At 57.1% G+C, this 26,776-nt stretch carries 23 protein-coding genes; 9 read left to right on the top strand and 14 right to left on the bottom strand.

What is annotated here, in order from left to right; all coding sequences use genetic code 11:
* Window positions 1–140 precede the first annotated feature (140 nt).
* On the top strand, window positions 141–1,664 hold the full coding sequence (locus tag AFK66_RS16965) for a methyl-accepting chemotaxis protein (protein ID WP_032983184.1): 1,524 nt from the start codon (window positions 141–143) through the stop codon (window positions 1,662–1,664).
* A 444-nt stretch (window positions 1,665–2,108) separates the two neighbouring features.
* Entirely contained in the window at window positions 2,109–3,656 is a 1,548-nt protein-coding gene (locus tag AFK66_RS16960; protein ID WP_032983183.1) for a methyl-accepting chemotaxis protein, read from the top strand.
* Window positions 3,657–3,691: 35 nt separating this feature from the next.
* On the opposite strand, the gene AFK66_RS16955 is transcribed toward AFK66_RS16960, so the two are convergent.
* Window positions 3,692–4,225, bottom strand: coding sequence for a PadR family transcriptional regulator (locus AFK66_RS16955; RefSeq protein WP_007780593.1), 534 nt, complete (start codon window positions 4,223–4,225; stop codon window positions 3,692–3,694).
* A 238-nt stretch (window positions 4,226–4,463) separates the two neighbouring features.
* Here AFK66_RS16955 and AFK66_RS16950 point away from each other — a divergent pair, with 238 nt between their 5' ends.
* On the top strand, window positions 4,464–5,228 hold the full coding sequence (locus AFK66_RS16950; RefSeq protein WP_038882605.1) for a siderophore-interacting protein: 765 nt from the start codon (window positions 4,464–4,466) through the stop codon (window positions 5,226–5,228).
* A 123-nt stretch (window positions 5,229–5,351) separates the two neighbouring features.
* Window positions 5,352–7,505 carry a YgiQ family radical SAM protein gene (locus AFK66_RS16945; RefSeq protein ID WP_007780597.1) on the top strand — a complete coding sequence of 718 codons (2,154 nt, stop codon included), beginning with the start codon at window positions 5,352–5,354 and terminating at the stop codon, window positions 7,503–7,505.
* Window positions 7,506–7,557: 52 nt separating this feature from the next.
* Here the strand turns inward: AFK66_RS16945 and ridA are convergent, their stop codons facing one another.
* The 8 genes from ridA to arcA all read right to left on the bottom strand — a co-directional run bounded on the left by ridA (window position 7,558) and on the right by arcA (window position 14,963).
* The gene (ridA, locus tag AFK66_RS16940) at window positions 7,558–7,944 is read right to left on the bottom strand and encodes a 2-iminobutanoate/2-iminopropanoate deaminase (protein WP_004388683.1); all 387 of its coding nucleotides are present in this window, start codon (window positions 7,942–7,944) and stop codon (window positions 7,558–7,560) included.
* Window positions 7,945–8,017: 73 nt separating this feature from the next.
* A complete protein-coding gene (pyrI, locus tag AFK66_RS16935) occupies window positions 8,018–8,479 on the bottom strand; it encodes an aspartate carbamoyltransferase regulatory subunit (RefSeq protein WP_004388682.1) in 462 nt (153 codons plus the stop codon).
* Between the two features lie 10 nt (window positions 8,480–8,489).
* Window positions 8,490–9,425: an aspartate carbamoyltransferase gene (pyrB, locus tag AFK66_RS16930; RefSeq protein WP_012125907.1), complete on the bottom strand. Its 936-nt coding sequence runs from the start codon at window positions 9,423–9,425 to the stop codon at window positions 8,490–8,492.
* A gap of 253 nt (window positions 9,426–9,678) precedes the next feature.
* Complete coding sequence (locus AFK66_RS16925) at window positions 9,679–10,158, bottom strand: arginine repressor (protein WP_007780604.1); 480 nt, start codon at window positions 10,156–10,158, stop codon at window positions 9,679–9,681.
* Between the two features lie 169 nt (window positions 10,159–10,327).
* A complete protein-coding gene (locus AFK66_RS16920; RefSeq protein ID WP_032980140.1) occupies window positions 10,328–11,731 on the bottom strand; it encodes a YfcC family protein in 1,404 nt (467 codons plus the stop codon).
* Between the two features lie 48 nt (window positions 11,732–11,779).
* Window positions 11,780–12,784: an ornithine carbamoyltransferase gene (gene argF / locus AFK66_RS16915; RefSeq protein WP_007780612.1), complete on the bottom strand. Its 1,005-nt coding sequence runs from the start codon at window positions 12,782–12,784 to the stop codon at window positions 11,780–11,782.
* Between the two features lie 36 nt (window positions 12,785–12,820).
* The gene (arcC, locus tag AFK66_RS16910) at window positions 12,821–13,732 is read right to left on the bottom strand and encodes a carbamate kinase (protein ID WP_007780614.1); all 912 of its coding nucleotides are present in this window, start codon (window positions 13,730–13,732) and stop codon (window positions 12,821–12,823) included.
* Window positions 13,733–13,742: 10 nt separating this feature from the next.
* Entirely contained in the window at window positions 13,743–14,963 is a 1,221-nt protein-coding gene (arcA, locus tag AFK66_RS16905; RefSeq protein ID WP_032983607.1) for an arginine deiminase, read from the bottom strand.
* 671 nt (window positions 14,964–15,634) lie between these two features.
* Here arcA and AFK66_RS16900 point away from each other — a divergent pair.
* Window positions 15,635–16,087 (top strand): NanQ anomerase/TabA/YiaL family protein, encoded by a 453-nt coding sequence (locus AFK66_RS16900; protein ID WP_007780625.1) that lies wholly within the window; start codon window positions 15,635–15,637, stop codon window positions 16,085–16,087.
* A 231-nt stretch (window positions 16,088–16,318) separates the two neighbouring features.
* On the opposite strand, the gene argF (AFK66_RS16895) is transcribed toward AFK66_RS16900, so the two are convergent.
* Window positions 16,319–17,323 (bottom strand): ornithine carbamoyltransferase, encoded by a 1,005-nt coding sequence (gene argF / locus AFK66_RS16895; RefSeq protein ID WP_007780628.1) that lies wholly within the window; start codon window positions 17,321–17,323, stop codon window positions 16,319–16,321.
* A gap of 163 nt (window positions 17,324–17,486) precedes the next feature.
* Between argF (AFK66_RS16895) and rraB the strand changes: the two genes are divergently transcribed.
* Genes rraB through AFK66_RS16880 form a run of 3 tightly spaced genes read left to right on the top strand, consistent with a single transcriptional unit; the run spans window position 17,487 to window position 19,569 of the window.
* The gene (rraB, locus tag AFK66_RS16890; RefSeq protein WP_007798551.1) at window positions 17,487–17,906 is read left to right on the top strand and encodes a ribonuclease E inhibitor RraB; all 420 of its coding nucleotides are present in this window, start codon (window positions 17,487–17,489) and stop codon (window positions 17,904–17,906) included.
* A gap of 47 nt (window positions 17,907–17,953) precedes the next feature.
* Window positions 17,954–18,718: a tRNA isopentenyl-2-thiomethyl-A-37 hydroxylase MiaE gene (gene miaE / locus AFK66_RS16885; protein ID WP_023899522.1), complete on the top strand. Its 765-nt coding sequence runs from the start codon at window positions 17,954–17,956 to the stop codon at window positions 18,716–18,718.
* A 44-nt stretch (window positions 18,719–18,762) separates the two neighbouring features.
* Complete coding sequence (locus AFK66_RS16880; protein WP_007780638.1) at window positions 18,763–19,569, top strand: hypothetical protein; 807 nt, start codon at window positions 18,763–18,765, stop codon at window positions 19,567–19,569.
* A 46-nt stretch (window positions 19,570–19,615) separates the two neighbouring features.
* Here AFK66_RS16880 and AFK66_RS16875 read toward each other — a convergent pair whose 3' ends face one another.
* Complete coding sequence (locus AFK66_RS16875; RefSeq protein ID WP_032981092.1) at window positions 19,616–20,119, bottom strand: GNAT family N-acetyltransferase; 504 nt, start codon at window positions 20,117–20,119, stop codon at window positions 19,616–19,618.
* A 194-nt stretch (window positions 20,120–20,313) separates the two neighbouring features.
* On the opposite strand from AFK66_RS16875, the gene AFK66_RS16870 reads away from it, so the two are divergent.
* A complete protein-coding gene (locus tag AFK66_RS16870) occupies window positions 20,314–21,516 on the top strand; it encodes a YjgN family protein (RefSeq protein ID WP_023899520.1) in 1,203 nt (400 codons plus the stop codon).
* Between the two features lie 118 nt (window positions 21,517–21,634).
* Here AFK66_RS16870 and AFK66_RS16865 read toward each other — a convergent pair whose 3' ends face one another.
* The 3 genes from AFK66_RS16865 to pepA all read right to left on the bottom strand — a co-directional run bounded on the left by AFK66_RS16865 (window position 21,635) and on the right by pepA (window position 26,672).
* Window positions 21,635–24,490, bottom strand: coding sequence for a valine--tRNA ligase (locus AFK66_RS16865; RefSeq protein ID WP_007780835.1), 2,856 nt, complete (start codon window positions 24,488–24,490; stop codon window positions 21,635–21,637).
* A 2-nt stretch (window positions 24,491–24,492) separates the two neighbouring features.
* Window positions 24,493–24,954: a DNA polymerase III subunit chi gene (locus tag AFK66_RS16860; RefSeq protein ID WP_014729699.1), complete on the bottom strand. Its 462-nt coding sequence runs from the start codon at window positions 24,952–24,954 to the stop codon at window positions 24,493–24,495.
* A gap of 206 nt (window positions 24,955–25,160) precedes the next feature.
* Window positions 25,161–26,672: a leucyl aminopeptidase gene (gene pepA, locus AFK66_RS16855; protein ID WP_007780838.1), complete on the bottom strand. Its 1,512-nt coding sequence runs from the start codon at window positions 26,670–26,672 to the stop codon at window positions 25,161–25,163.
* Window positions 26,673–26,776: the final 104 nt, after the last annotated feature.

Below are 26,776 nucleotides of genomic sequence, written 5' to 3'. Positions count from 1 at the left end.
GCGTGTGCAAAGAAATGACGGGTAAATGCGTAAATTGCGAGCTGAATCGTATTTAACAGCTAAAGATAATTTATATATCGCCGACATAACAAGGCAGAAAAAAAGATTAACAATTGGATAACCTGCCTAAGGACGCCGTTATGTCTTCTCAGCCGTTCGTTACCCAGCGTGAAGTTACGCTCGCTAACGACACCACGCTTATGTCTACCACCGATCTGCAAAGTTATATCACCCATGCCAACGACGCTTTTGTCGAGGTGAGCGGGTATACGCTTGAGGAGCTGACCGGCAGCCCGCACAACATGGTGCGTCACCCGGATATGCCGAAGGCGGCTTTCGCCGATATGTGGTACACGCTGAAGCAGGGCGAGCCATGGACCGGCATCGTCAAAAACCGCTGTAAAAATGGCGATCACTACTGGGTGCGCGCCAACGTGGCGCCAATGGTGCGCGGCGGAAAAATCACCGGCTTTATGTCGATCCGTACCCGAGCCAGCGCAGAAGAGATTGCGGCGGTGGATCCGCTCTATAAAGCGCTGCGTGAAGGGCGCAAACCGCGCCGTCTGTTTAAAGGGCTGGTGCTGCGCAACGCCTGGTGGGGCAAGCTCCCGGCGCTGCCATTGCGCTGGCGTCTGCGCGGCGTGATGGCGGCGCTGTTTGTGGCCTGGATGGCGGTGATGGCCTCTACTGGCGCATCACTGCTGGTGCCGGCGCTCGCGGCGGCGGTGATGCTCTTCCTTGGCGGCGCGGCGCTGGAGTGGCAGATTGTTCGCCCGATTGAAAACGTGGCGCGCCAGGCGCTGCGCATCGCGACCGGCGAATCGCAAAGCATTGAGCATATTAATCGCGTTGATGAAGTCGGCGTGACGCTGCGCGCGGTTGGTCAGCTGGGGCTGATGTGCCGCTGGCTGATGAATGATGTTTCAGGCCAGGTGAGCAGCGTGCGCAGCGGCAGCGAAACGCTGGCGCGCGGCAATGACGATCTCAACGAGCGCACCCGCCAGACGGTGGTCAACGTGCAGCAAACCGTCACCACCATGAATCAGATGGCGGCGTCGGTACAGAACAACTCCGCCACCGCGGCGGCGGCCGATAAGCTCTCCAGCGAGGCGAGCGACGCGGCGCGTCTTGGCGGTCAGACGATGGAAACCGTGGTCAACACGATGGACGAAATCGCCGACAGCACGCAGCGTATCGGCTCCATCACGGCGCTGATTAACGATATCGCCTTTCAGACTAACATCCTGGCGCTTAACGCCGCCGTGGAAGCCGCGCGGGCGGGCGAACAGGGTAAAGGTTTTGCCGTGGTGGCGGGCGAAGTGCGCCATCTGGCGAACCGCAGCGCGAATGCCGCCAACGATATCCGCAAGCTGATCGACGCCAGCGCCAGCAAAGTGGCGTCCGGCACGGTGCAGGTCCATGAAGCGGGCCGCACCATGCAGGATATCGTTAACCAGGTGGAAAACGTGACGCGTCTGCTGGGGCAGATAAGCCAGGCGACCACCGAACAGGCTGACGGGCTTTCCGATCTCACCCGCGCGGTAGCCGAACTGGATGCCATCACCCGTAAAAACGCGGCGCTGGTGGAAGAGAGCGCGCAGGTTTCTTCTATGGTGAAACACCGCGCAGGACGTTTAAAAGACGCCGTCACGGTGCTGCATTAATTTCGCTTAAGGGCGGCGTCATGCCGCCTTTTTCTTTCCGGATGCCCCTACAAAATTTATCAATTTGTGCCCTTTTTACGCTGTGTTATATTGTTGGCTTAATGTTAAAAATAAATTAAATAAATGTGTTTAATTTAAACCCTTCATTTTAAATTGTTTTTCCCATCTTCCTGAACCCACACAAAAAAACGTTTCCGCTTCGCTGTAATTAATTGCGCGATTAAGTGATCTGGCGCACATTTGGCCGATCAATCACCGATTATTAATAGTTGCCACCTATTGTTTTTGGTGTTTATAAAAGAGAAAAACGATCAAACTCATAAAGTTACAAAACGGCCGGACGATAACGACCTTTGTCGATCCCCGCAGGTTCGGCGGATCACGTTATCCATCGCTGCGATTTCCGTTTCGTCAGCGCAAAATAACCCGTTCAACGGAGTGAATATGTCCATCCGCGATATTAAAATCCGCACAAAGCTTATTTTCGCTTTTGCTTTTTTTATTGTTTTATTACTTATCAGCGCCGGTTTATCACTCGGCAGTCTGAGCCAGGCCAATAATAATATTCAGCAGGTTATCGCTGAGGATTATCCCACTACCGTAAAAGCCAACCAGCTTATTGAGAATTTCCAGAGCTTCGTCAGTACGCAGCAATTAATGCTGATGGATGAAAACCAGCGCTGGACGCAGCAGTCTGAAGCGCAGCTCAGCGCCATTAGCGGGCGTATTGGCGCGCTGCTGGCCGATCTTAATAAAACGCTGACTGATGACGCTTCACGTCAGGCGCTGGCGCAGATAGCCGATGTGCGTAAGCAATATCTGGCCTCGCGATTTCGCATTCTCGATGCGGTAAAACGCAACGACCGCAACGCGGCGCTGGAGGAGATGATGTCCACCACGGTGGCGCTCCAGAACGAGTACAAAGCGCGGGTCCAGGCGCTGATTAAAATTCAGGATAACCATATGCGCGAGGCAGGCGTGACGGTGGCGAAAGATTTCAGCAGCAACCGTGCGCTGACGATTGGTCTGACGCTGCTGTGTGTGGTGCTGGGTTCGCTGATGGGCTGGCTTATCGTGCGTGCCATTACGCGCCCGCTCGATCAGGCGGTGCGCTTTGCTGGTGCGATTGCCGAAGGCGATCTCACCCGCTCAGTGGACGTGCAGTCGCGCGATGAAACCGGCGTGTTGCTCAATGCGCTGATGGATATGAAGCAGCGTTTGCAGGCGATTGTGCAGGAGGTGCAGTACAGCGCCGAAAGCATCTCCAGCGCGGCGTCGCAGATTGTCGCGGGCAACCAGGATCTGGCCGCGCGCACCGAAGAGCAGGCAAGCTCCGTCGAGCAGACCGCCGCCTCAATGGAGCAGATCACCTCGACCGTGAAAAACACCGCTGATAATACCAGCGAGGCGACGAAGCTTTCCGCCGACGCCGCTGATGTGGTGAAACGCAACGGCGAAATGATGCAGCAGGTGACCGACAAAATGCGCGTGATTCGCGGCACGTCGGACCGTATGTCAGACATCATCAACCTGATCGACTCCATCGCGTTCCAGACCAATATCCTGGCGCTGAACGCCGCCGTGGAAGCGGCGCGAGCGGGCGAACATGGCCGTGGTTTCGCGGTGGTAGCGGGCGAAGTGCGCCAGCTGGCGCAAAAGAGCGCGTCATCGGCAAGCGAGATCCGCGCGCTGATTGAGGACTCCACCGGTCAGACCCGTGAAGGCATGGAGCTGGTGGAAAAAGCGAGCGGCCTGCTGAATGGCATGGTGGCGAACGTCGGGGAAATGGACACGATCCTCCAGGAAATCGCGCAGGCGAGCCGTGAACAGACCGACGGCATTTCGCAGATCAACACCGCTATCGGCATGATTGACACCACCACGCAGCAGAACTCCGCGCTGGTGGAAGAATCGGTCGCGGCGGCGTCGTCGCTTAATGACCAGGCGCATAACTTAAAAGAGATGATTAAAGTATTCCGTCTCAGCGCCTGATAAACCGCGGCGGTGGCCTGCCACCGCCGTTGGCGTTAATCGAGCTGGGAGATCTCCAGCGCCGCGCGGTCAATGATCCCGATAATCTGTTTTAACGTCTCCGGGCTGATTTCCGCCTGATTCACTTTTAAATCCAGCACCGCTTTCATGTTGTCGAGCGCCCGTTTCATCTGCGGATCTTTACGCAGCTTGTGCCCGATGGCGCGCGCCCGCATCCGCGCCTGAATATGATCCAGCGCCTCGCGGTTCTCCCCAAGCCACGCGCGGCCCGCGTCGGTAATCGCGATTTTCTTCCGGCCATTTTCTTCATCGTGCAACACCACAAACCCCTGCGCCTCCAGCGCGTCGAGCGTCGGGTAGACCACGCCGGGGCTTGGCGCATAGTGACCTGCGGTCAGCGTTTCGATGGCTTTGATAAGTTCGTAACCGTGGCTCTCGCCGGCGCACAGGATATCCAGCATCACCAGGCGCAGTTCACCGTTGCCGAAAAAGCGCGGGCGGCGATGGCCATCCGGCCCGTGTCGGCCCTCACGGCGGGGGGATGAAGCGTGGCGGTCGTCTGAGCGCATAAGAAGTCTCCGGTTAAACAGATATATCTTAACTATATCTTTTTTGTCTTTTAAAGTCGCTCTATAAATTTAATAAAAAGTAAGTGATTGTTTAATAACTAATAAATAAAGTAATTTTGCGCGATGTGCGGTTTTTGCTCAGGCTATCTAAAAAGTGCTTGCCATTTCTGTTGTTGGCAATCATTATCATTTACGACGATTTAGATATATCGAATTTACCGTTTACGTTGGCAGGTTGATGATGAATCAGACAACTCAATTCCCGCAGCGCGTGCGCAACGAACTGCGTTTTCGTGAAATTACCGTGCTTAAAAGCGAGCGCGTCAGCGGCTTTCAGCGCATCGTGTTTGGCGGCGACGCGCTGGCAGGCTTTACCTCGCGCGGCTTCGACGACCATATCAAAGTGTTTTTCCCGCAGGACGGCGCGCCGTTCGTTCCGCCTGAAGTCTCCGATGGAGGCATCGTCTGGGCAGGCGACGTGCGCCCGCCGTCGCGTGACTACACGCCGCTGTTTGACGAGGCGAGCCAGCAGTTAACCATCGATTTTTACATGCATGAATCTGGCGTGGCGAGCGACTGGGCGGTGGCGGCCAAACCCGGCGACACGCTCTGCATCGGCGGGCCGCGCGGCTCGTTAGTGGTGCCGGAAGATTACGCCTGGCAGCTTTACGTGTGCGATGAATCCGGGATGCCCGCGCTGCGCCGCCGCCTGGAGTCGCTCCGCGCGCAGGCGAAACCGGTGCAGGTGGAGGCTATCGTGACGGTGGCGGATGAGGCGCTGAAAGGGTATCTGGCGCACCTTGGCGAATTTAACATTCAGTGGGTCATCGGCCACGACGCGCAGGCGGTAGAAGCGAAACTGGCGGCGCTGACGGTGCCCGAGGACGATTACTACCTCTGGATAACCGGCGAAGGCAAAGTGGTTAAGCGCTTAAGCGAGCCGTTTGAAGGCCGCGTCAATCCTCAGCTGATGCGCGCCGCGGCGTACTGGCACAGCAAGTAAGCCTGCCTTCTGCGGGAAAGGGCGCTGGCGCTTTTTTCCGCAGAATAACCCTTCTTTTTTTGTTACTTTCGGACGTATAATCGCCGCCCTTTGTCGATTCTTTTGCCTTTTTCCGGAAGCACTATGAGTTCCCTGAGCCTGATCCAGCCGGATCGCGATCTGTTCTCCTGGCCGCAGTACTGGGCCGCCTGCTTTGGGCCTGCGCCCTTTTTACCGATGTCGCGCGAGGAGATGGACCAGCTCGGCTGGGACAGCTGCGATATTATTCTCGTCACCGGTGACGCCTACGTCGATCACCCGAGCTTCGGCATGGCCATTTGCGGCCGTATGCTGGAGGCGCAGGGCTTTCGCGTCGGGATCATCGCGCAGCCGGACTGGAGCAGCAAAGACGACTTCATGCGCCTTGGCAAACCGAACCTGTTTTTCGGCGTCACCGCCGGGAACATGGATTCGATGATCAACCGCTACACAGCGGATCGCAAACTGCGCCATGACGACGCCTACACGCCGGATAACGAAGCCGGGAAACGCCCGGATCGCGCAACCCTGGTCTATACCCAGCGCTGTAAAGAGGCCTGGCGCGACGTACCGGTCATTCTGGGCGGTATTGAGGCGAGCCTGCGCCGCACCGCGCATTACGATTACTGGTCTGATACCGTGCGCCGCTCGGTGCTGGTGGATGCCAAAGCCGACATGCTGATTTTCGGCAACGGCGAGCGTCCGCTGGTGGAAGTGGCGCATCGTCTGGCGATGGGTGAGTCTATCGCTACGATCCGCGATGTGCGTAATACGGCGATCGTGGTGAAAGAGGCGCTGCCGGGCTGGGCGGGTGTGGATTCCACGCGTCTCGACACGCCGGGGCGCATCGATCCGATCCCGCATCCGTATGGCGACGATCTGCCGTGTGCTGACGGCAACAAACCGGAAAAACCGGCGGCGAAAGCCGTTACCGTTCAGCCACCGCGCCCGAAGCCGTGGGAGAAAACCTACGTGCTGCTGCCATCGTATGAAAAAGTGAAGGGCGATAAAGTGCTCTACGCGCACGCCTCGCGCATTCTGCACCACGAAACCAACCCCGGCTGCGCCCGCGCGCTGATGCAAAAGCATGGCGATCGTTATATCTGGATCAATCCGCCTGCGATCCCGCTCTCTACCGAAGAGATGGACAGCGTCTTTGCGCTGCCGTACCAGCGCGTGCCGCACCCGGCTTACGGCACCAAACGCATTCCGGCTTATGAGATGATCCGCTTCTCGGTGAACATTATGCGCGGCTGCTTTGGCGGCTGTTCGTTCTGCTCTATTACCGAGCACGAAGGGCGCATTATCCAGAGCCGCTCGGAAGATTCGATCATTAATGAGATTGAGGCGATCCGCGATTCAGTGCCCGGCTTTACCGGGATTATCTCCGATCTCGGCGGGCCGACGGCCAATATGTATATGCTGCGCTGCACGTCGCCGCGCGCCGAGCAGACCTGCCGCCGCCTGTCGTGCGTCTACCCGGAGATCTGCCCGCATATGGATACCGATCATACGCCGACGATCAATCTCTACCGCCGCGCGCGGGATCTCAGAGGCGTCAGGAAGATCCTGATCGCCTCCGGGGTGCGCTACGATCTGGCGGTGGAAGATCCGCGCTATATCAAAGAGCTGGCGACGCATCACGTCGGCGGTTATCTGAAGATTGCCCCGGAGCATACCGAAGAGGGGCCGCTGTCAAAAATGATGAAGCCGGGCATGGGCAGCTATGACCGCTTTAAAGCACTGTTCGACACCTATTCCAGACAGGCGGGCAAAGAGCAGTACCTGATCCCGTATTTTATCTCCGCGCACCCCGGCACGCGTGATGAAGACATGGTGAATCTGGCGCTGTGGCTCAAGCGCCACCGTTTCCGCCTCGATCAGGTGCAGAACTTCTATCCGTCGCCGCTCGCCAACTCAACCACGATGTATTACACCGGCAAAAACCCGCTCGGGAAAATCGGCTACAAAAGTGAAGATGTGGTAGTGCCAAAAGGCGATCGCCAGCGCCGCCTGCATAAGGCGCTGCTGCGCTATCACGATCCGGCCAACTGGCCGGTTATTCGCGAGGCGCTGGAGGCGATGGGCAAAAAGCATCTGATTGGTTCGCGCCGCGATTGCTTAGTGCCTGCGCCGACGATTGAAGAGATGCGCGCGGCGAAGCGTCACTACCGCAACACGCAGCCCGCGCTGACCAAACATACGCCGGTGAGCGTTTCGCGCCAGAGCCAGCCCAAAGCGAAGAAAACGGCGCGCTGAACCCATAAAAAAAGCACCGCTCGCGGTGCTTTTTCTTTTACGTCAGATGCGATTAACGACGTACGGCGATCGCTTCGATTTCGATTTTCACATCTTTCGGCAGACGCGCCACTTCCACGCAGGAACGTGCCGGGAAGGTCGCGTTGTGCTCGGTGAAAAAGGCTTCATAAGTGGCGTTAACGGTCGCGAAATCGTTAAGATCTTTCACGAATACCGTGGTTTTCACGATATCACCGACTTTCAGGCCAGCGGCTTCGATAATCGCTTTCACGTTATCCAGCGACTGACGCGCCTGGGCGGCGATATCATCCGGGACGCTGCCGGATTTCGGGTCAACCGGGATCTGACCGGAGGTGATAACCATGTTGCCCAGGTCGACGGCCTGAACGTAAGGGCCGATAGCGGCAGGGGCATTTTCCGTGGCGATAGTGCGGGACATAATTTCTCCTGAAGTTAACAGCGGTAAGGCTCCCGCTCATTATAGGGAGCCGTAAGGCCATTGCCAGCCACAATTAATCCGCCAGCACGACGTGACGGGCGAACTCTTTCTCGCAATATTTGCACTTAAGCTGCACCGCGTCGCCGCGCGTTTTCACGGCAAAGCTGGAGGCGACCGGCTCGATACGGCTGATGCAGTTACCGTTCGGGCAGACCAGCACGTTCTCGATCCGATCCGGCAGGCTCGGTTTGCTCTTGCCCACCACTTCATAATCGTCGATGCGGTTCACCGTCGCCTGCGGCGCGTAAAGCGCGAGCTGGTTAACCTGTTCGTCGGTCAGGAAGGTATTTTCAATTTTGATTAAATCTTTGCGGCCCATTTCGCCGGAAGGCAGGTTCAGGCCGATGGTAATACGCTGATCCGTTTCGGTAAGCTTAAACAGGGAAAGCAGTTTGAAGCCGACCTGCGCCGGAATATGGTCAATCACCGTACCGCGACGGATGGCTTCTACCTGAAGTTTATTATCATGGGTCATGGGCTTCTCCTTACAGCGCTAAATCGCGATTCAGTACCAGCGCCAGCAGCGCCTGACGGGCAAAAATGCCGTTGCCCGCCTGCTGGAAATACCAGGCGTGCGGCGTTTTATCCACATCGGTGGTGATCTCATCAATGCGCGGCAGCGGGTGCAGCACTTTCATATTCGCGCGCGCGCCCTGCAAATCGGCGGCGCGCAGCACAAACTGGGCCTTCACGTTGGCGTATTCCGACGGGTCGAGACGCTCTTTCTGCACGCGGGTCATATAGAGGATGTCCACCTCCTGCACTACGTCTTCGATGGCGCTGTGCAGGCTCCACGGAATGCCTTTCTCATCCAGCATATCGAGGATGTACTGCGGCATCGCCAGCGCGTCGGGGGCGATAAAGCAGAAGCGGTTGCCGTTGAATTTCGCCAGCGCCTGCGCCAGCGAATGCACCGTACGGCCATATTTCAGGTCGCCGACCATCGCGATGGTGAGGTTCTCAAGACGTCCCTGAGTCTCCTGGATGGTAAAGAGATCGAGCAGCGTCTGGGTCGGGTGCTGGTTGGCGCCGTCGCCCGCATTCAGCACCGGCACGCCGCCAGAAAATTCGGTCGCCAGACGCGCCGCGCCCTCCTGCGGGTGGCGCATCACAATGGCGTCCACATAGGTGCTGATAACGGAAATGGTATCCGCCAGCGTTTCGCCTTTTTTGCCAAGCGAAGTGTTGCTGCTGTCGGAGAAGCCGACCACCGCCGCGCCGAGGCGGTGCATGGAGGTTTCAAACGACAGGCGGGTGCGGGTCGAGGCTTCAAAGAAGCAGCTGGCGATCACTTTGTGCTTCAGAAGCTCCGGCTGCGGGTTCGCTTTCAGCTTCGCCGCCGTCTCCAGCACCAGCTCTAACTCGGCGCGGCTGAGATCGTTGATGGAAATAATATGTTTTTGATAAAGCGGATTAGCCATTTTTGTCTCCTCTTCAGGCCGGCGGACAAACGCTGGACAAAAAAAAGCCCCTCATTGAGGGGCTTTTAACAGCAATTCTGGAACGGAAAGAGCAACGGCCTGGCCGTCAGCTTTCTGACGACGCGGTAAGACAAACTGTCGAACACACTGGACCATGCTTCCTCCGGCAAATTGTCCGGCATTATACGCATGTGCGGTTAGCTGACAAGCAGGAAATGCACACTTTGGCTGCGGGAATCGATTGCTGTGAATATTAATGCATTTGGAGTAAATAATTAATGCGTTTGTGCACCAGCGCGGTGCGCTTCACATCGCGCGGCGCTATCCAGACGATACTGCTGCCCGCCACCACGCCTAAGATCTCCGGCAGGGCGTGGTAATCCAGCACTTTCGCTACCGCGCGGCCATAGCCCGCCACCGTATGGACAAGGATAAATTCGCTGTTATGTTCAACGCTCACCACCATTTCCGAGATAGAACGCGCGGCGTCCGGCGCGGGCTGTAACAGCGGATTTAGAGAATAAATTTTTTGTCCTTTGGCGTTGCGAATTTTAATCACGCCGAGCAGTTTCAGCAGGCGTGAAACGGAGGACTGGCTGATATTGTCAAACCCCTGGCGCTGCATATCGCGCCGGATCTCCTCCTGGGAGCAGTAGGTTTTATTGCTGATAAGCCGCTGGCACACCGCCATTTGCTCCTGCTCTTTCCCGGAATAATCACCGTAATCCTTCATGGGCCGTCACTCCTTACGTTGATGAAAGTTGAAGAAAAACGATATTGTTTTCCCGGCCCGCGTCCAGGGGAACCACAATCACCTGACGACGCGCGGGCTTTTCCAGAAATGGGAGGCGTTTCATGCGGCGCGACGCCCCTGATTGACAGCGCCGCAACGCCATGTATGGCTAAAACAGCGCGCCGAGGCTGAGCGCTGCCATGTTCAGCACCGTCAGGATCAGTATGAGCGGCGCGACCCATTTCAGATACCGAACGTAAGGCACGCGGGCGATAGCGAGCCCGCCCATCACTACCGCCGAGGTGGGCGTAATCAGATTCACGATGCCGGAGGCGGACTGGTAGGCGGTGACGACCAGGTCGCGGCCCACGTGGGCGAAATCGGCGAGCGGCGCCATGATGGGCATGGTGAGTACGGCAAGGCCGGAGGAGGACGGCACCAGGAATGAGAGCACCACTTCAATCCAGTACGTCACGTTAATAAACACCGTGGTGGAAAGCCCCGAAACCAGGTTTTCCGCGCTGTGCAAAATGGTGTGGGTGATCATGCCGTTATCCATCACCACCACGATACCGCGCGCGATACCGATGATAAGCGCCACGCCGAGCAGATCCCGCGCGCCGTCGATAAACGTGCTGGTGAACGCCTCTTCGCTCATGCGCGCCACCACGCCGGTGATAATGGCCGCAGCCAGGAACACGCCGGAAATCTCGCCCATCCACCAGCCGCGCACCGCCACGCCGTAAATCATCACCGCGAACGAGGCGGCGAAGATAACCAGGATGATTTTGCGCGTGGCGGTGAAGGGGAGCATCTCGCCGGAGCGGCTGCCGAGAAAGTGCGCGCGGTTGGCTTCCCACTGGTCCGCCACTACGGAGAGTGACGGGTCCTGACGCACGCGGCGGGCGTAACGCATTACCCACAGCACGCAGATAACCCAGCCAATCACCAGCAGCGCCACGCGCAGCCAGATACCGCTGGTGAATGGAATGCCTGCGGCGTTGGCGGCAATCACCGTCGCGAAGGGGTTAATGGTGGAGCCGAGCGTGCCGATGCCTGCGCCAAGCAGCACCGTGGCGGCGGCGACCAGCGGGTCGAAGCGCGCGGCCATCATCACCGGCACCAGCAGCGTATAAAACGGCAGCGACTCTTCCGCCATACCGTAGATGGTGCCGCCCGCGGCGAACAGCGCCATCAGTATCGGGATCATCCACTCTTCTTTGCCGTGCAGCCGCTCGGTGACGCGCTCAATACCGGCGTCAATGGCACCGGTTTTATTCACCACGCCCAGAAAGCCGCCGATGATCAGCACAAACAGCGCCACGTCGATGGCACCTGCGGTGTAGGTCACATGGTTGTAAAGGCCATCCACCGGCGCCAGCAGAATGGCGGTGATGCCTTGCGGATGCGCCTCGACGGGCGCGTACGTGCCTGCGACCGGCACCTCTTTGCCGAGCGTGTCGTTCATCGCCATCTGGTATTTCCCGGCAGGCACGACCCAGGTGAGCGCGGCGACCAGCGCGATCAGCACAAATAAAATGGTGTAAGCGGAAGGAAATTTGAACCTGTGCATGAGGGTATCTCCGAAGCGGCGGGCGCACCGGCGGCGCGCCCGCAAAGGTTATTCGCCAAGCGTCGCCACCATCACGGCTTTGATGGTGTGCATACGGTTCTCCGCCTCATCAAACACAATGGAGCAGGGGGACTCGAACACGTCATCGGTCACTTCCAGCCCCTTCAGGCCGTAAGCGGCTTCGATCTCACGCCCGACGGTGGTGTGCTCGTTATGAAACGCGGGCAGGCAGTGCATAAATTTGACGTTCGGATTGCCGGTCGCTTTCACCACCGCCTGATTGACCTGATAGGGTTTCATCAGCGCGACGCGCTCGGCCCAGGCCTCTTTCGGCTCGCCCATCGACACCCAGACGTCGGTGTAGAGGAAATCGACGCCGTCCACGCCTTCATCCACATGCTCGGTGAGCATAATGCGCGCGCCGGTTTCCGCCGCGATGGCGCGGCACTGCTCGACTAACGCCTCTTCCGGCCAGAAGGCTTTCGGAGCCACCAGGCGGATCTCCATGCCCATTTTCGCGGCACCCACCATCAACGAGTTGCCCATGTTGTTGCGCGCGTCGCCAAGATACGCAAAGCGGATCTGCGGGAGCGTTTTGCCTGGCGAGTGCTCCAGCATGGTCATCAGGTCAGCCAGGATTTGCGTCGGGTGAAACTCATTGGTGAGGCCATTCCACACCGGCACGCCCGCGAATTCGCCCAGCTCCTCGACGATCGCCTGGCCGTAGCCGCGATATTCGATGCCGTCATACATGCGCCCCAGCACGCGGGCGGTATCTTTCATCGACTCCTTATGGCCAATCTGCGAGCCGCTCGGCCCGATATAGGTGACCTGCGCGCCCTGATCGAACGCACCGACTTCAAACGCGCAGCGGGTACGGGTGGAGGTTTTTTCAAAAATCAGCGCGATGTTTTTACCCACCAGCGTTTTCTTCTCGCGCCCGGCTTTTTTATCGGCTTTCAGCTGCATGGCGAGATCGATGAGGTACTGGATCTCAGCCGGGGTGTAGTCGAGCAGTTTCAGGAAGTTGCGGTTTTTCAGGTTGATAGTCATGGTGAAATCCTTGTTGCGTGAAAGCGGTGAGAGAACTTACTGGCGAATCAGCGTGCCTTTGTCGCCTGCGAGAATGGCGAGACCGTCGCCCAGCGCGCCGATGCCCGCGATGCCGCCGCACTGCTCAACAAAGGCGCAGCACGCGGCCACTTTTGGCCCCATCGAGCCCGCGTCGAAGTGCAACTCCGCCAGTTGTGAAGGCGTTACCTGCGTGAGCGGACGCTGTGTCGGCTTGCCCCAGTCGGCGTACACCGCGTCGGCGTCAGTCAGGATCAGCAGCGCGTCGGCGTGTAACTGACGCGCCAGCAGCGCGGCCGAGAGATCTTTATCGATAACCGCCTCGATACCGTGGTAGCCGTCGGCTTTGTCCACCACCGGCACGCCGCCGCCGCCGTTGCAAATCACCAGATGGTCGCGCTCAATAAGCACCTGGATGGCGTCGCTCTCAACAATCCGTTGCGGCCGGGGCGAGGGCACTACGCGGCGGAAGTAAGGCCCGTCGGCTTTCATCGTCCAGCCTTTGTCGGCGGCGAGCTGGTCGGCCTGGGCTTTGTCATATACCGGGCCGATGTATTTGGTCGGGTTCTTAAACGCCGGGTCGTTGTCATCTACCGCCACCTGCGTCAGCAACACGCTGACTTCGCGATCCGGTAGCTGATTTTTCAGCGACTGTTGCAGCAGGTAGCCGATCATTCCCTGGCTTTCGGCACCCAGAATGTCGAGCGGGTAAGGCGTCACGTTCTGGTAAGCGCTGTTTTGCAGCGCCAGCAGACCGACCTGCGGGCCGTTGCCGTGCACCAGCACCACGCGCCACTGGCGGGTGAGCTGAGCGATGGTGTGGGCCGCAAGTTCGACGTTATGACGCTGAATATCGGCCTCCAGCGGTTCGCCGCGTTTCAGCAGCGCGTTGCCGCCAAGCGCCACCACCAGCGTGGGTTTCTTCTCCATGGTGTTCTCCTTAAATGCCGTCGCGTTCCAGCGGGCAGCTCATGCAGCGCGCGCCGCCGCGTCCGCGGCCCAGCTCGTCGCCAGGAATCGGCAGCACGGTGATGCCGGCCTTGTCATATTTCTCGTTGGTCCAGGTGTTGCGCTCGTAGCCAATCACCACGCCAGGGCGCACGGTCAGCACGTTGTTGGCGTCGTTCCACTGTTCGCGCTCGGCCTCAAACGCATCGCCGCCGGTGGTGATGAGCCGTATCTGATCGATGCCGAGCGCCTGTTCCAGCGCATAAACCAGCGTTTTCTCTTCGGTACGCGCGATGCCGCCGCGCCCGTCCGGCGTTAAGGTCCAGCACTTCACATCCGGGCGCACCACTTCGGGGTAGACAGAGAAGGTGTCGATATCGATATGCGTCATCACGGTATCAAGGTGCATGCAGGAGCGGTGTTTCGGTAATTCCACGGCGATAACACGCGTCGCCTGCTGGTGTTTAAACAGGGCGCTTGCGAGGAATTCCACTCCCTGCGGCGTGGTGCGTTCAGACATGCCGATTAATACCGCGCCACGGCCAATGACTAATACATCGCCGCCTTCCAGTGTGGCGTGGTCGTAATTAATGTTCTGGTCGCCGAAATATTTAATAAATTCGCCATCGGAAAATGCCGGGTGCCAGCGATAAATCGCACGCAGATTATTGGTTTCACGCTGGCGCGCGGGTTTCGCCATTGGGTTAATCGACACGCCGTTATATATCCAGCAGGAGGTGTCACGGGTAAATAAATGGTTGGGTAGCGGCTCCATAATAAAATCATTAGCGCCGTGCGTATCGACCACCATATTATGAATCGAGGCTGGGATTTCACTAAACGTCAGCCCACCGCTTAAGCGCCGCGCCAGCTCCCGGTGCGGCAGGCCGGCAAGCCAGCCGCGCACATCGGCGGCAAAAGAAGGGCCAAGGCGGTATTCGGAGACCTGCGTCTCCAGCAACCAGTCTTTCGCTTCAGGGATATCCAGCGTGCGGGTCAGAAGATCCGTCAGTAATAATACTTCTACACCCTGGTCGCGCAGGGTGCGAGCGAAAATATCGTGCTCTTCGCCCGCGCGTTCGACCGATAATACATCGTCAAACAGTAATTCCTGGCAATTAGACGGCGTCAGTCTTTTCAGACTTAAATTAGGCCGATGCAGCATAACACTGCGTAACTGGCCTATTTCCGATCCCACGTAATGCTTTTCCATATTTATTCCTTCGCTGATTTTCAGAATAAAAACGGCGGCATTATGCGAAGCATGTTCGCATAACGAGTTACCGTGCAGATTGAATTCGAAATAAATAGTAATGGAGCGCTGATTTGATTGTGTGATGAATATCACGAGCGACGCGGTGATTTTATTATTCCGCCGGAATGATGATTTATTTCATGGAAAGTTTAATTAATTTATCGGGCTATATGAATTACTACGCAGAATAGACGGCGCTTATGCAGCGTTGTTAAAAATCTGTTTTTGGACAACAAATGGATAAACATTTAACTAATTGAAAATTAATGACTTTATTTTATTAGTAATATGGTTATGCAGTTATAGTGCGCGATTATTTTTATTTGCTAAAAAGAAGCCAAATAACTATGTCGCCGCTGTGCCTGTTTTCGAAGTCAGTAAAACGTGATAATCCCGTCTTTTTTCCGATAAATGTTGATAAAACAGTGTGATACAACGGGGCTGGAAATAGTATTCGCCAGGGTTATGCATAAAACCTGCATAAACGCCTGGCGAGTATTAACAAGCCGGTAACGCCTGGTGCGATAACCATGCGCCAGAACAGTTTTTATCCATAAACCAGTGGCGCGCCGGCACGATTGCTCGTATAAAACAGTAAAATGAAACGGTGTTTTATATAAGGAGTGAGTATGATTATCGGTAATATCCACGCGTTAGGGGAATGGCTGCCCGCGCCGTTCCGCGAGGCAATTGAGCAGGTGAAGCAGCAAATAACGCCGCAGACCGCGCCGGGCAAGTACGAACTGGACGGTAATCGTCTCTTTTTCTTACTCTCGCAAGACATGACCGAGCCGCTGTCAGACCGCCGCGCCGAGTATCACGCGCGTTATCTGGATATTCAGATTGTACTGGCGGGCCGCGAAGGGATGACCTTCAGCACGTTACCACCGGGCGTGCCCGACACCGACTGGCTGGCGGATAAAGATATCGCGTTCCTGCCCGAAGGCGCGCAGGAGAAAACCGTGGTGCTGGAAGAGGGCGATTTCGTGATTTTCTGGCCAGGCGAAGTGCATAAGCCGTTATGTGCGGTGGGCGACCCGGCCCCCGTGCGCAAAGTGGTCGTGAAGATGTTAATGGCGTGAGGGGGTTGTAGATGGGCCAGGGTGTGCGCCCACCAACCAGTCATCCGGCAAGGCGGGTGCGCGATGCTTACCCGCCCTACGGTGAGCGTTGTTCTCTGGTTTCGTAGGGTAGGTAAGCGAAGCGTACCCACCATGCAGTCATCGCCAGGGGGAAGATAGGTATTTTTTGTAGGGTGGGTAAGCGCAGCGCACCCACCAACCGACCACCAACCCACCATGTACCCCGCAACCTTACTCAGACAGCGTCGCCACCATCACCGCTTTGATCGTATGCATCCGGTTTTCGGCCTGATCGAACACGATACTGTGGGACGACTCAAACACCTCGTCGGTCACTTCCATGCCGCCTTTCAGGCCATACTCCTGCGCCATCTGCTTGCCGAGCGTGGTCTGGTCGTCGTGAAACGCGGGCAGACAATGCAGGAATTTGACGTTCGGGTTGCCGGTCAGCGCCAGCATCTGGCTGTTAACCTGATAGGGCCGCAGCAGCGCGATACGCTCCGCCCACTTCTCTTTGGCTTCGCCCATCGACACCCAGACATCGGTATAGATGAAATCCGCGCCTTTTACGCCTGCGGCGATATCCTCGGTGAGCGTGATCCGCCCGCCGGTCTCTTTCGCCATTGCCTGGCATTCGGCTACAAGCTCGGCGGCAGGCCAGCAGCTTTGAGGCGCGACCAGACGCAAATCCAGCCCCATCAGCGCGGCGGCTTCCAGCATCGAATTGCCCATGTTGTTGCGCGCATCGCCCGCATAGACCAGCGTCATCTCGTTAAACGCTTTGCCCGGCAGATGCTCCTGCATGGTGAGCAGATCCGCCAGGAGCTGCGTCGGGTGAAACTCATCGGTCAGGCCGTTCCACACCGGCACGCCCGCGTACTGCGCCAGCGTTTCGACGATTTCCTGGCCAAAACCGCGATACTGAATGCCGTCATACATGCGGCCCAGCACGCGGGCGGTATCTTTAATTGACTCTTTATGCCCAATCTGACTGCCGCTCGGGCCGAGATACGTGACGCGCGCGCCCTGGTCATATGCGGCAACTTCGAAAGAGCATCGCGTGCGGGTTGAGTCTTTTTCGAAGATGAGCGCAATATTTTTTCCGGCAAGCTTTTGAACTTCAACGCCGTTTTTCTTATCGCTTTTAAGCTTTGCGGAAAGCTCCAGCAGCAGGCGTATTTGAGCGGGCGTAAAATCGAGCAGTTTTAAAAACGATTTCTGGTACAACGCAGACATAATTTCCCTCGCTGGCTGACGCCACTTATTGAATTAATATTCAACATATATGTATGAATATTCATTTGCAACCCCCGGTGTTAAAACTTTGCGGTGAAAGGTGGAGGCATTCCCGCGGGTGTGTGAAAATAGAAGGTATCTGCCACACACTGAGGAACGAGCCATGGCAAACCCGGAATTACTGGAAGAGCAGCGCGAAGAGACGCGTCTGATTATTGAAGAGCTGCTTGAAGATGGCAGCGATCCTGACGCGCTGTACACCATTGAACACCATTTCTCGGCAGACGATTTCGACACGCTGGAGAAACTGGCGGTGGAAGTGTTTAAGCTAGGCTATGAAGTGACGGACCCGGAAGAGCTGGAGCTGGAAGAGGGCGGTGAAACCGTCATCTGCTGCGACGCGCTGAGCGAGTGCGCGCTGAACGCCGAGCTTATCGACGCCCAGGTTGAACAGCTGATGAACCTGGCGGAGAAGTTTAACGTCGAATATGACGGCTGGGGCACTTACTTTGAAGACCCGGACGGCGAAGAAGACGAAGACGACGAAGGCATGGATGAAGACGACGACGGCGTTCGTCACTAAGTCGCACTTTGCGGCAGCGTTGCGCTGCCGCATTTCAGGAACCCCGCATGAATTACGACGCACTCCTCCTCCCCGTTAAAAATTTCCTTCACTGCGCCACCCCGCAAGCCTGGATAGATGAAGCCAGAGCGCCGGAAAACTTACCGCTGCTGCTGACCGACCACATGATCTGTGAGTTAAAAGCCGCGCAAACCGCGATGCTGCTCATTCGCCGCTATGTCGCGGATAAAAGCGGCTCTGACGAACTGCTAGGCTGGCTACAGCCCTATGAAGATTTCACCTATCGTGAAGGCCCGGAGCCCGATTTCCTGGCGCTGCATAAGCGCATCGGCAAGAGCGTGATGCCACACACCGACGATCCGTGGGGCCAGACGCTGATTGACAGCATGGTGCTGCTCATTAAAGAAGAATTACACCACTTCTGGCAGGTGCGCGAAATGATGCAGGCGCGTAACATCCCCTATGTCAAAATTACCGCCAGCCGCTATGCGCGCGGAATGCGACGCGAAATGCGCACGTATGAGCCTGCGACGCTTGTCGATAAGCTGATTTGCGGCGCGTATATCGAAGCCCGCTCGTGCGAGCGTTTCGCGGCGCTGGCACCGTATCTGGATGACGATTTGCAGAAGTTTTACCTGTCGCTGCTGCGCTCGGAAGCGCGCCACTATCAGGATTATCTCTCGCTGGCGCAGCAGATTTCGCCGGAGAACATCGCGCCGCGCGTGCAGGCGCTCGGCGAGGCGGAAGCGCGGCTGATTAATCAGCCTGATACCGAATTCCGCTTTCACAGCGGCATACCGGTGCGTGCTTGAGCCGGCGGGCTTTATAAAAACTATCAATACCGAAGGGATAAAGGATGAACTGGAACCATGTCATGCTCTCCGCGCTGGTGGGCATCGTGCTCGCTGTGGTGGCGTCTGCGCTCTATAAAAAAGGCAAAGTGAATAAACTCGCCGCCGTCGCGATTTTTGTCGTCGGCATTGTGCTGTGGAATATCGCCGACATCGCGTGGCTGAGAAGCGCGAACACGTCGCCGGAGCAGGGCTTTGACGAGGTGTTTAACAGCATGCCGCTGTATAAACTCATTAAAGAGAAAGATCCGGCCTTTTACGCGCGCCTGCGTGGTCAGGCGCTGGAAATGGCGAAGCAGGGCAAAACGCAGCAGGATATTATCGACGCGATGCAGGCGAATATGGCCGAGCTTGAGATGCAGCGCATCCAGTTCGCGCCGGATGAAGATGTCATCGCGTATATGCGCGTCAATATGGAACAGACCCGCGAAATGCAGCAGCACAGCGACGACGCCTGTTTCCGCTTCCTGATGCCGCAGGTGAAAGGCGGTGTGAACCCGGTTCAGATGCTGTCGAAAGACGTTATCGCGAAGCGTATGGACGTCGAAACCAAGCTGCTGTCGGCAAGTTACGGCCAGAACGCGCACAAGGTGACGCCGCAGGAGCAGAAAATGGCGGAAGAGACGCTGGCGCCGATTGGTCAGTCGCTGGCGGCGAAATATGGCGACACGATTGAGGTCTTTACCGATCCGCAAAAAGGCGTCGGTCAGGAAAAACAGGTCTGCAATATGGTGCAGGATCTCTGGCACGACGTGCTGGCGCTGCCGCCGGAAAAAGCCGGGCCGGTTATCCGTATCTCCATGCAGCAATAATAAAAAAGCCGGGTTAACCCGGCTTTTTTATTTCACGCGTTTACGCTCAGAGCGTTTTTAACATTCGTACTTCGCAATCCACATGGCCCGTGCAGCCGAGCGGCTCGGAAATATGCGCGAAGCCTAAGCGTTCATACAGCGCAATCGCCTCTTTTAAAAAGGCGGTCGTTTCGAGATAGCAGCGGCGATAGCCTTGCGAGCGGGCGAAATCCATCGCCTGTAACGCCAGCTTTTTCGCAAGCCCTCTGCCGCGCGCGACGGGCAGAAAATACATTTTCTGCAGCTCGCAGATGTCCGTTTCGCTACAGGCCAGCGGTGCAATACCGCCGCCGCCCACGACTTCACCGTCTAATTCGATCACCCAGTATGCATGGCCTGGCTTGCTGTATTGCGTATAAAGCACGTCGAGATTGGGGTCTGCGACGGTGTAGCCTTTATCCGCCGTCAGGCCATATTCCGCGGAAACCTGGCGGATCACTCTGGCGACCGCCGCGTTATCCGCGGCCGTCATCCTGCGCATAATAATGTCTACCGGCGCCTCAACATTCATCATTTACTCTGATGTCATCTTTTCAACATAGTGTTGTGCTTAATACCACTACAGGCAGAGTGACGCAACCCCAGGAATATTGGCTGCTATTATTCTTTCCGGGCCTTTATTACACTAAAGTACGCACTGAATTAACCCTAAGATATTAACGGTTATAACGGCGCTTTTTTCTTTTTTACAGAATAAGGATTGTTATGTCGGACGATAATAAATTCCTGGCAGGGAATAAGACACACGCATTCTCGTTTCAGGGCAGCGGCGGCGGATATTTCCCCGTCTGGCTGGTCAACATACTGTTAACCGTGTTCACCGCCGGGCTGTTTTTACCCTGGGCGATGGTGCGCGCGCGCCGTTATTTTTACGAAAATACCGAACTGGCAGGCGCACGTTTTTCTTATCACGCCACAGGCGGCGCGATTTTCGTCGGCTGGATCTGCCTTGCGCTTCTCTACGTGGTATTTGTGATTAATGCAGTCTATGAAAATACCTTTTTAACCCTCTGCATGGTGCTGCTGTTTATCGCGTTTGCGCCGTTCCTTATTATGCAGGGACTGCGCTACCAGCTGCTGATGACGAAGCTTAACGGCCTGCGTTTTAGCTTTAAAGCCAGCCCGCTGCGCGCCTGGTGGGTGATGCTCGGCTGCCCGCTGCTGATTGCGATTCTGGTGACCGTCGTGATGGGGCTGGTCTTTACGATTGCGGGCTCCAGCCAGAGTATGACCGGCATTTTTGTCGGTATTGCGCTGTCGGTTCTGGTGGGGCTTATTGGTACCGCGCTGATGCAGGGCATTTATGCCGCGCAGTGGTACGGCCTGCTGGTCAATAACCTGCAATATGGCAAACACCGTTTTGCGATTAACCTGAATGTAAAAACCTGCACCTTTATTTATCTCAAGGCGATGCTGCTGTTTGTGCCGTTTATCACGGTAGCATTGATTATGCTGGCGCCATTGATGACTCAGATTATGCATTACAGTGTATATGGTATGAATAGCCAGGAAGAAATGCTTAGCTTTTTGATATCACTGATCATGAGCGTTTTACTGCCGTATTTCATTTATATGGTCGGCATCCTGGTCTGCTTTAGCTTCGCGTTTGTGAAAATGCGTAACTACGCTTATCAGCAGATGTCGCTGGAAGGCGGGATTACGTTCCGCTCCACCGCGAGCGTCGGTTCTTTTGTCTGGATCATTCTGAGCAATTTCATGGTCTGCGGTATCACCTTTGGTCTGGCGTGGCCGTGGGCGAAAGTGCGCCTGACGCGCTACCTGCTGGAAAACACCCATGTCGAGGGCGAACTGGATAACCTGGCGCTGGTCGATCACGATGAACAGCCGCGTAACGATCCGGCAAGCGTGCTGGGCCGTGGTTTCTCCATTCTGCCTTTCGCACTCTGAAAATAAGCTCAGGGCTTCGGCCCGCTAAAAGCATAACGGCGCTCGGTTGAGCGCCGTTTTTTTGCGAAATATAGACATAAAAAAAGCCGGGTCGCCCCGGCTTGTTATTCAGCATGACTTACAGTGCGCTAATCACGCCCTGCTGTTCTATCAGTTTGGCTTTCGCCTCGTGATAGCCCGCCAGTTTTTCGCGCTCTTTCGCGATAACGGCTTCCGGCGCGCGGGCCACAAAGCCTTCGTTGCCGAGTTTGCTTTCGATGCGGCCGATCTCGCCTTCGATTTTGGCCACTTCTTTCGCCAGACGCGCCAGCTCGGCGTCTTTGTCAATCAGCCCCGCCATCGGGATCAGCAGCTCGGCGCCGTCGATGATTTTGGTCACCGACACCGGGCCTTTGTCATCGGCAGGCAGCACGGTAATGCTTTCGAGGCGCGCCAGCGTCTGCAGGAAGCCGCGGTTATCGTTAACACGACGCTGTGCGTCCTGGCTGCAACCGCGCAGCAGCAGCGCCAGCGGTTTGCCCGGCGCGATGTTCATCTCGGCGCGAATATTACGCACGGCGACGATAGCCTGCTTCAGCCACTCGGTATCCGCCAGCGCCGCGTCGTCGACGCGGGAGGCGTCGAAGGCCGGGAACGGCTGGAGCATAATGGTATCGGCGTCGATACCGGCAATCACTTTCACGCGCTGCCAGATGGTTTCCGTGATAAACGGGATTATCGGATGCGCGAGACGCAGCAGACCTTCCAGTACGGTCACCAGCGTGTTGCGGGTGCCGCGCAGTTCAGCTTCTGAACCGCCGTTCATGACTGGCTTGGTCAGCTCCAGATACCAGTCGCAGAACTGGTTCCAGGTGAATTCATACAGAATGCCCGCCGCGATATCGAAGCGGAAATTATCCAGCGCTTCGCGGTACGCTTTTACGGTCTGGTTGAATTCCGCCAGGATCCAGCGATCCGCCAGCGACAGCACTTTCTCGCCACCGTTAAAACCGCAATCCTGATCTTCGGTGTTCATCAGCACGAAACGGCTGGCGTTCCACAGCTTGTTACAGAAGTTGCGGTAGCCTTCGAGACGCTTCATGTCCCAGTTGATGTCGCGACCGGTAGAGGCCAGCGCCGCCAGCGTAAAGCGCAGGGCGTCGGTGCCGTGCGGCTCGATGCCTTCCGGGAACTGCTTCTCGGTGCGCTTGCGGATTTTCTCCGCCAGCTGCGGCTGCATCATGTTACCGGTACGTTTTTCCAGCAATTCTTCCAGCGTGATGCCGTCGACCATATCCAGCGGGTCAATCACGTTGCCCTTGGATTTGGACATCTTCTGGCCTTCGTCATCGCGGATAAGACCGGTCATGTAGACAGTTTTGAACGGCACCTGCGGCTTGCCGTTTTCATCTTTGATGAAGTGCATGGTCATCATGATCATGCGGGCAATCCAGAAGAAGATGATGTCGAAGCCGGAGACCATCACGCTGGTCGGGTGGAACTGACGCAGCGCGTCGGTGTTTTCCGGCCAGCCGAGGGTGGAGAATGTCCAGAGCGCGGAGGAGAACCAGGTGTCCAGCACGTCGTCGTCCTGGCGCAGCGCGACGTCGGCGGACAGGTTATTTTCCTGACGCACTTCCTCTTCGCTGCGGCCTACGTAGACGTTGCCTTCGGCATCGTACCAGGCCGGAATGCGGTGGCCCCACCAGAGCTGACGGGAGATACACCAGTCCTGAATATCGCGCATCCAGGAGAAGTACATATTTTCGTACTGCTTCGGCACGAACTGAATATCGCCGTTTTCTACCGCTTCCACCGCCGGTTTCGCCAGCACGTCGGCACGCACGTACCACTGGTCGGTCAGCATTGGTTCGATAACCACGCCGCCGCGATCGCCGTAAGGCACGGTCAGATCGTGCGGTTTGATCTCTTCGAGCAAGCCGAGTTCATCGACCGCCGCCACGATCGCTTTACGCGCGGCGAAGCGCTCCATTTTCTGGAACTGCGCCGGGATCTCGTTTGAGTAAACGTCAGACTCGTTGCCTTTGGTGTCGTAGACTTCCGCGCTTTCACGGATATCGCCGTCAAAGGTCAGGATGTTGATCATCGGCAGCTGATGACGACGACCCACTTCGTAGTCGTTGAAGTCGTGCGCCGGGGTGATCTTCACGCAGCCGGTGCCTTTTTCCATATCGGCGTGTTCGTCGCCGACAATCGGGATGCGGCGGTTAACCAGCGGCAGCACGACATATTTGCCGATCAGATCTTTATAACGAGGATCTTCCGGGTTTACGGCAACGCCGGTATCGCCCAGCAGGGTTTCCGGACGCGTGGTGGCGACCACCAGGTAATCTTTGCCGTCGGCGGTTTTCGCGCCGTCCGCCAGCGGGTAGCGGATATGCCACATCGAGCCTTTCGACTCGCGGTTTTCCACTTCCAGGTCAGAGATGGCGGTACGCAGTTTCGGGTCCCAGTTCACGAGACGCTTGCCACGATAGATCAGATCTTCTTTATAAAGACGGACGAACACCTCTTTCACCGCGTTGGAGAGGCCTTCATCCATGGTGAAGCGCTCGCGCTCCCAGTCCACCGAGTTACCCAGACGACGCATCTGGCGCGTGATGGTGCCGCCGGATTCCGCTTTCCACTCCCAGATTTTGTCGATGAAGGCGTCGCGGCCGTAATCGTGGCGGGTTTTGCCTTCTTCGGCAGCGATTTTGCGCTCGACGACCATCTGGGTCGCGATACCGGCGTGGTCGGTGCCGACCTGCCACAGAGTGTTTTTACCCTGCATACGCTGATAGCGGATCATGGTGTCCATGATGGTTTGCTGGAAGGCGTGACCCATATGCAAACTGCCGGTGACGTTCGGCGGCGGGATCATGATGCAGAAGCTTTCCTGGCTCTCGTCGCCGTTGGGTTTGAAATAGCCCTGCTGCTCCCAGTGCTCGTAAAGCGGCTGTTCGATATCTTGGGGGTTATATGTCTTTTCCATTTCTACTGTGTCGTTCCGGGCGCCGTGAAGGTGGCCGTGGTCAAGTGGAAACCAGCGGCGCGATAGGCTTTGTAGCGTTCGCGCGCCAGTTGTTTCTGGGATTCGTCGTAAGGTACGAAGTCTACCACTTCATAGAAAGCAGTGGCAAAAGCTGCAAACTCCGGCAGCAGGCTTATCAGCAGCTCCCGCGGGCTGCTGCCGCGTTTTTGCGGCCAGGCTATCTCAACCGGCGCGCCGCCGCGCGGCCCTTCGCCTGCCAGATTGTGCGGCACGAAGCTGTCCGGGTCGCGCTTCCAGAGCGCTTCGTCGATGCGGGTCGCCTGGGCTTCGTCAACGCAGGCAATCAGGATGCGTTTCCCTGCGCGCCAGCGCGCGGCGGCAACGTCGCACACCAGTTGTTCCACGGCGCTCAGGCCGTCCGCGGTGTCGTCGTTGTCCAGCAGGTAAAACGTTGCGTTCTTCATAAGCGATACCCGTGGTGTTTCCCGTTGCCTCGTTGTTGGCTGCCTGTCTTCACCCTGATTCGGGGGAGGGCGAGTCTTTTTAGCGGAATGGTGGTTTTTTGTAGGGTGGGTAAGCAAAGCGCACCCACCGTTTACCGTATCGCCAGCATACCTGACGGTGTTTGGTAGGGTGGGTAAGCGAAGCGCACCCACCGTCTGTCAGAGTCTTACTCTTCGCCGTTAAACCCGGCGCGGTTCAGCAGGAACTGCGACAGCAGCGCGACCGGGCGGCCGGTGGCGCCCTTCGCTTTACCGGAGCGCCAGGCGGTGCCGGCGATATCCAGGTGCGCCCAGTTATATTTACGCGTAAAGCGCGACAGGAAGCACCCGGCGGTAATCGCGCCGCCAGGACGTCCGCCGATATTCGCCATATCCGCGAAATTCGACTCCAGCTGCTCCTGGAACTCGTCCGCGAGCGGCAGACGCCAGGCGCGGTCGCCCGCCTGCTCGGACGCGCTGATAAGCTCATGCGCCAGCGGATTGTGGTTCGACATCAGCCCGGTGATGTGATGGCCAAGCGCAATCACGCACGCGCCGGTCAGCGTCGCCACGTCGATGACCACCTCTGGATCGAAGCGCTCGACATACGTCAGCACATCGCACAGCACCAGACGGCCTTCGGCGTCGGTGTTCAGCACCTCCACCGTCTGGCCGGACATGGTCGTCAGCACGTCGCCCGGACGATACGCGCGTCCGCCAGGCATGTTTTCACAGCCCGCCAGAATACCGGTCACGTTCACCGGCAGGTTCAGCTCGGCCACCATGCGCATCACGCCATACACCGCCGCCGCGCCGCACATGTCATATTTCATCTCGTCCATCCCTTCGGACGGTTTAATCGAGATGCCGCCGGAGTCAAAGGTCAGCCCTTTGCCCACCAGCACTATCGGACGGGCGTCCGGCTCGCTGCTGCCTTTATATTCAATTACCGACATCAGGGATTCGTTCTGCGAGCCTTCGCCCACCGCGAGGTACGAGTGCATGCCCAGCTCTTTCATCTGCTGCTCGCCAATCACGCGGGTGACGACGTTTTTGCTGAAGGAATCCGCCAGCTGGCGCGCCTGAGAGGCGAGGTACGCGGCGTTACAGATGTTCGGCGGCATATTGCCCAGATCTTTGGCCGCTTTAATGCCGGAGGCGATCGCCAGACCGTGCTGGATAGCGCGCTCGCCGCTGGTGAGTTCACGGCGGGTCGGCACGTTGAACACCATTTTGCGCAGCGGGCGACGCGGCTCGCTCTTGTTCGTTTTCAGTTGATCGAAGCTGTAGAGCGTCTCTTTCGCCGTCTCTACCGCCTGGCGCACTTTCCAGTACGTGTTGCGGCCTTTGACGTGCAGCTCGGTCAGGAAGCAGACCGCTTCCATGGAGCCGGTATCATTCAGAGTATTAATGGTTTTCTGAATCACCTGCTTATACTGACGCTCATCCAGCTCGCGCTCTTTGCCGCAGCCGATAAGCAGGATACGTTCTGACAACACATTCGGAACGTGATGAAGCAACAAGGTCTGGCCCGGTTTGCCCTCCAGCTCACCGCGACGCAGCAGGGCGCTGATATAGCCGTCGCTGATTTTATCGAGTTGTTCGGCGATGGGAGAGAGACGGCGCGGCTCAAAGACACCTACAACAATGCAGGCACTGCGCTGTTTTTCCGGGCTCCCGCTTTTTACACTGAACTCCATGCACTACGCTCCTGAATCTTAAAGACAACGGCGGCGGCTACAGATAGAATTGACCACTTCGTAACTCTTGCTCCGCTGTTGCGATGACTTCGTGTTAATCTTAA

It is taken from the genome of Cronobacter malonaticus LMG 23826 (genome assembly GCF_001277215.2).
Classification (GTDB): Bacteria; Pseudomonadota; Gammaproteobacteria; order Enterobacterales; family Enterobacteriaceae; genus Cronobacter; species Cronobacter malonaticus.
Note: the sequence above shows the minus strand (reverse complement) of the source record. Positions and strands in the feature narration are given on the sequence as shown.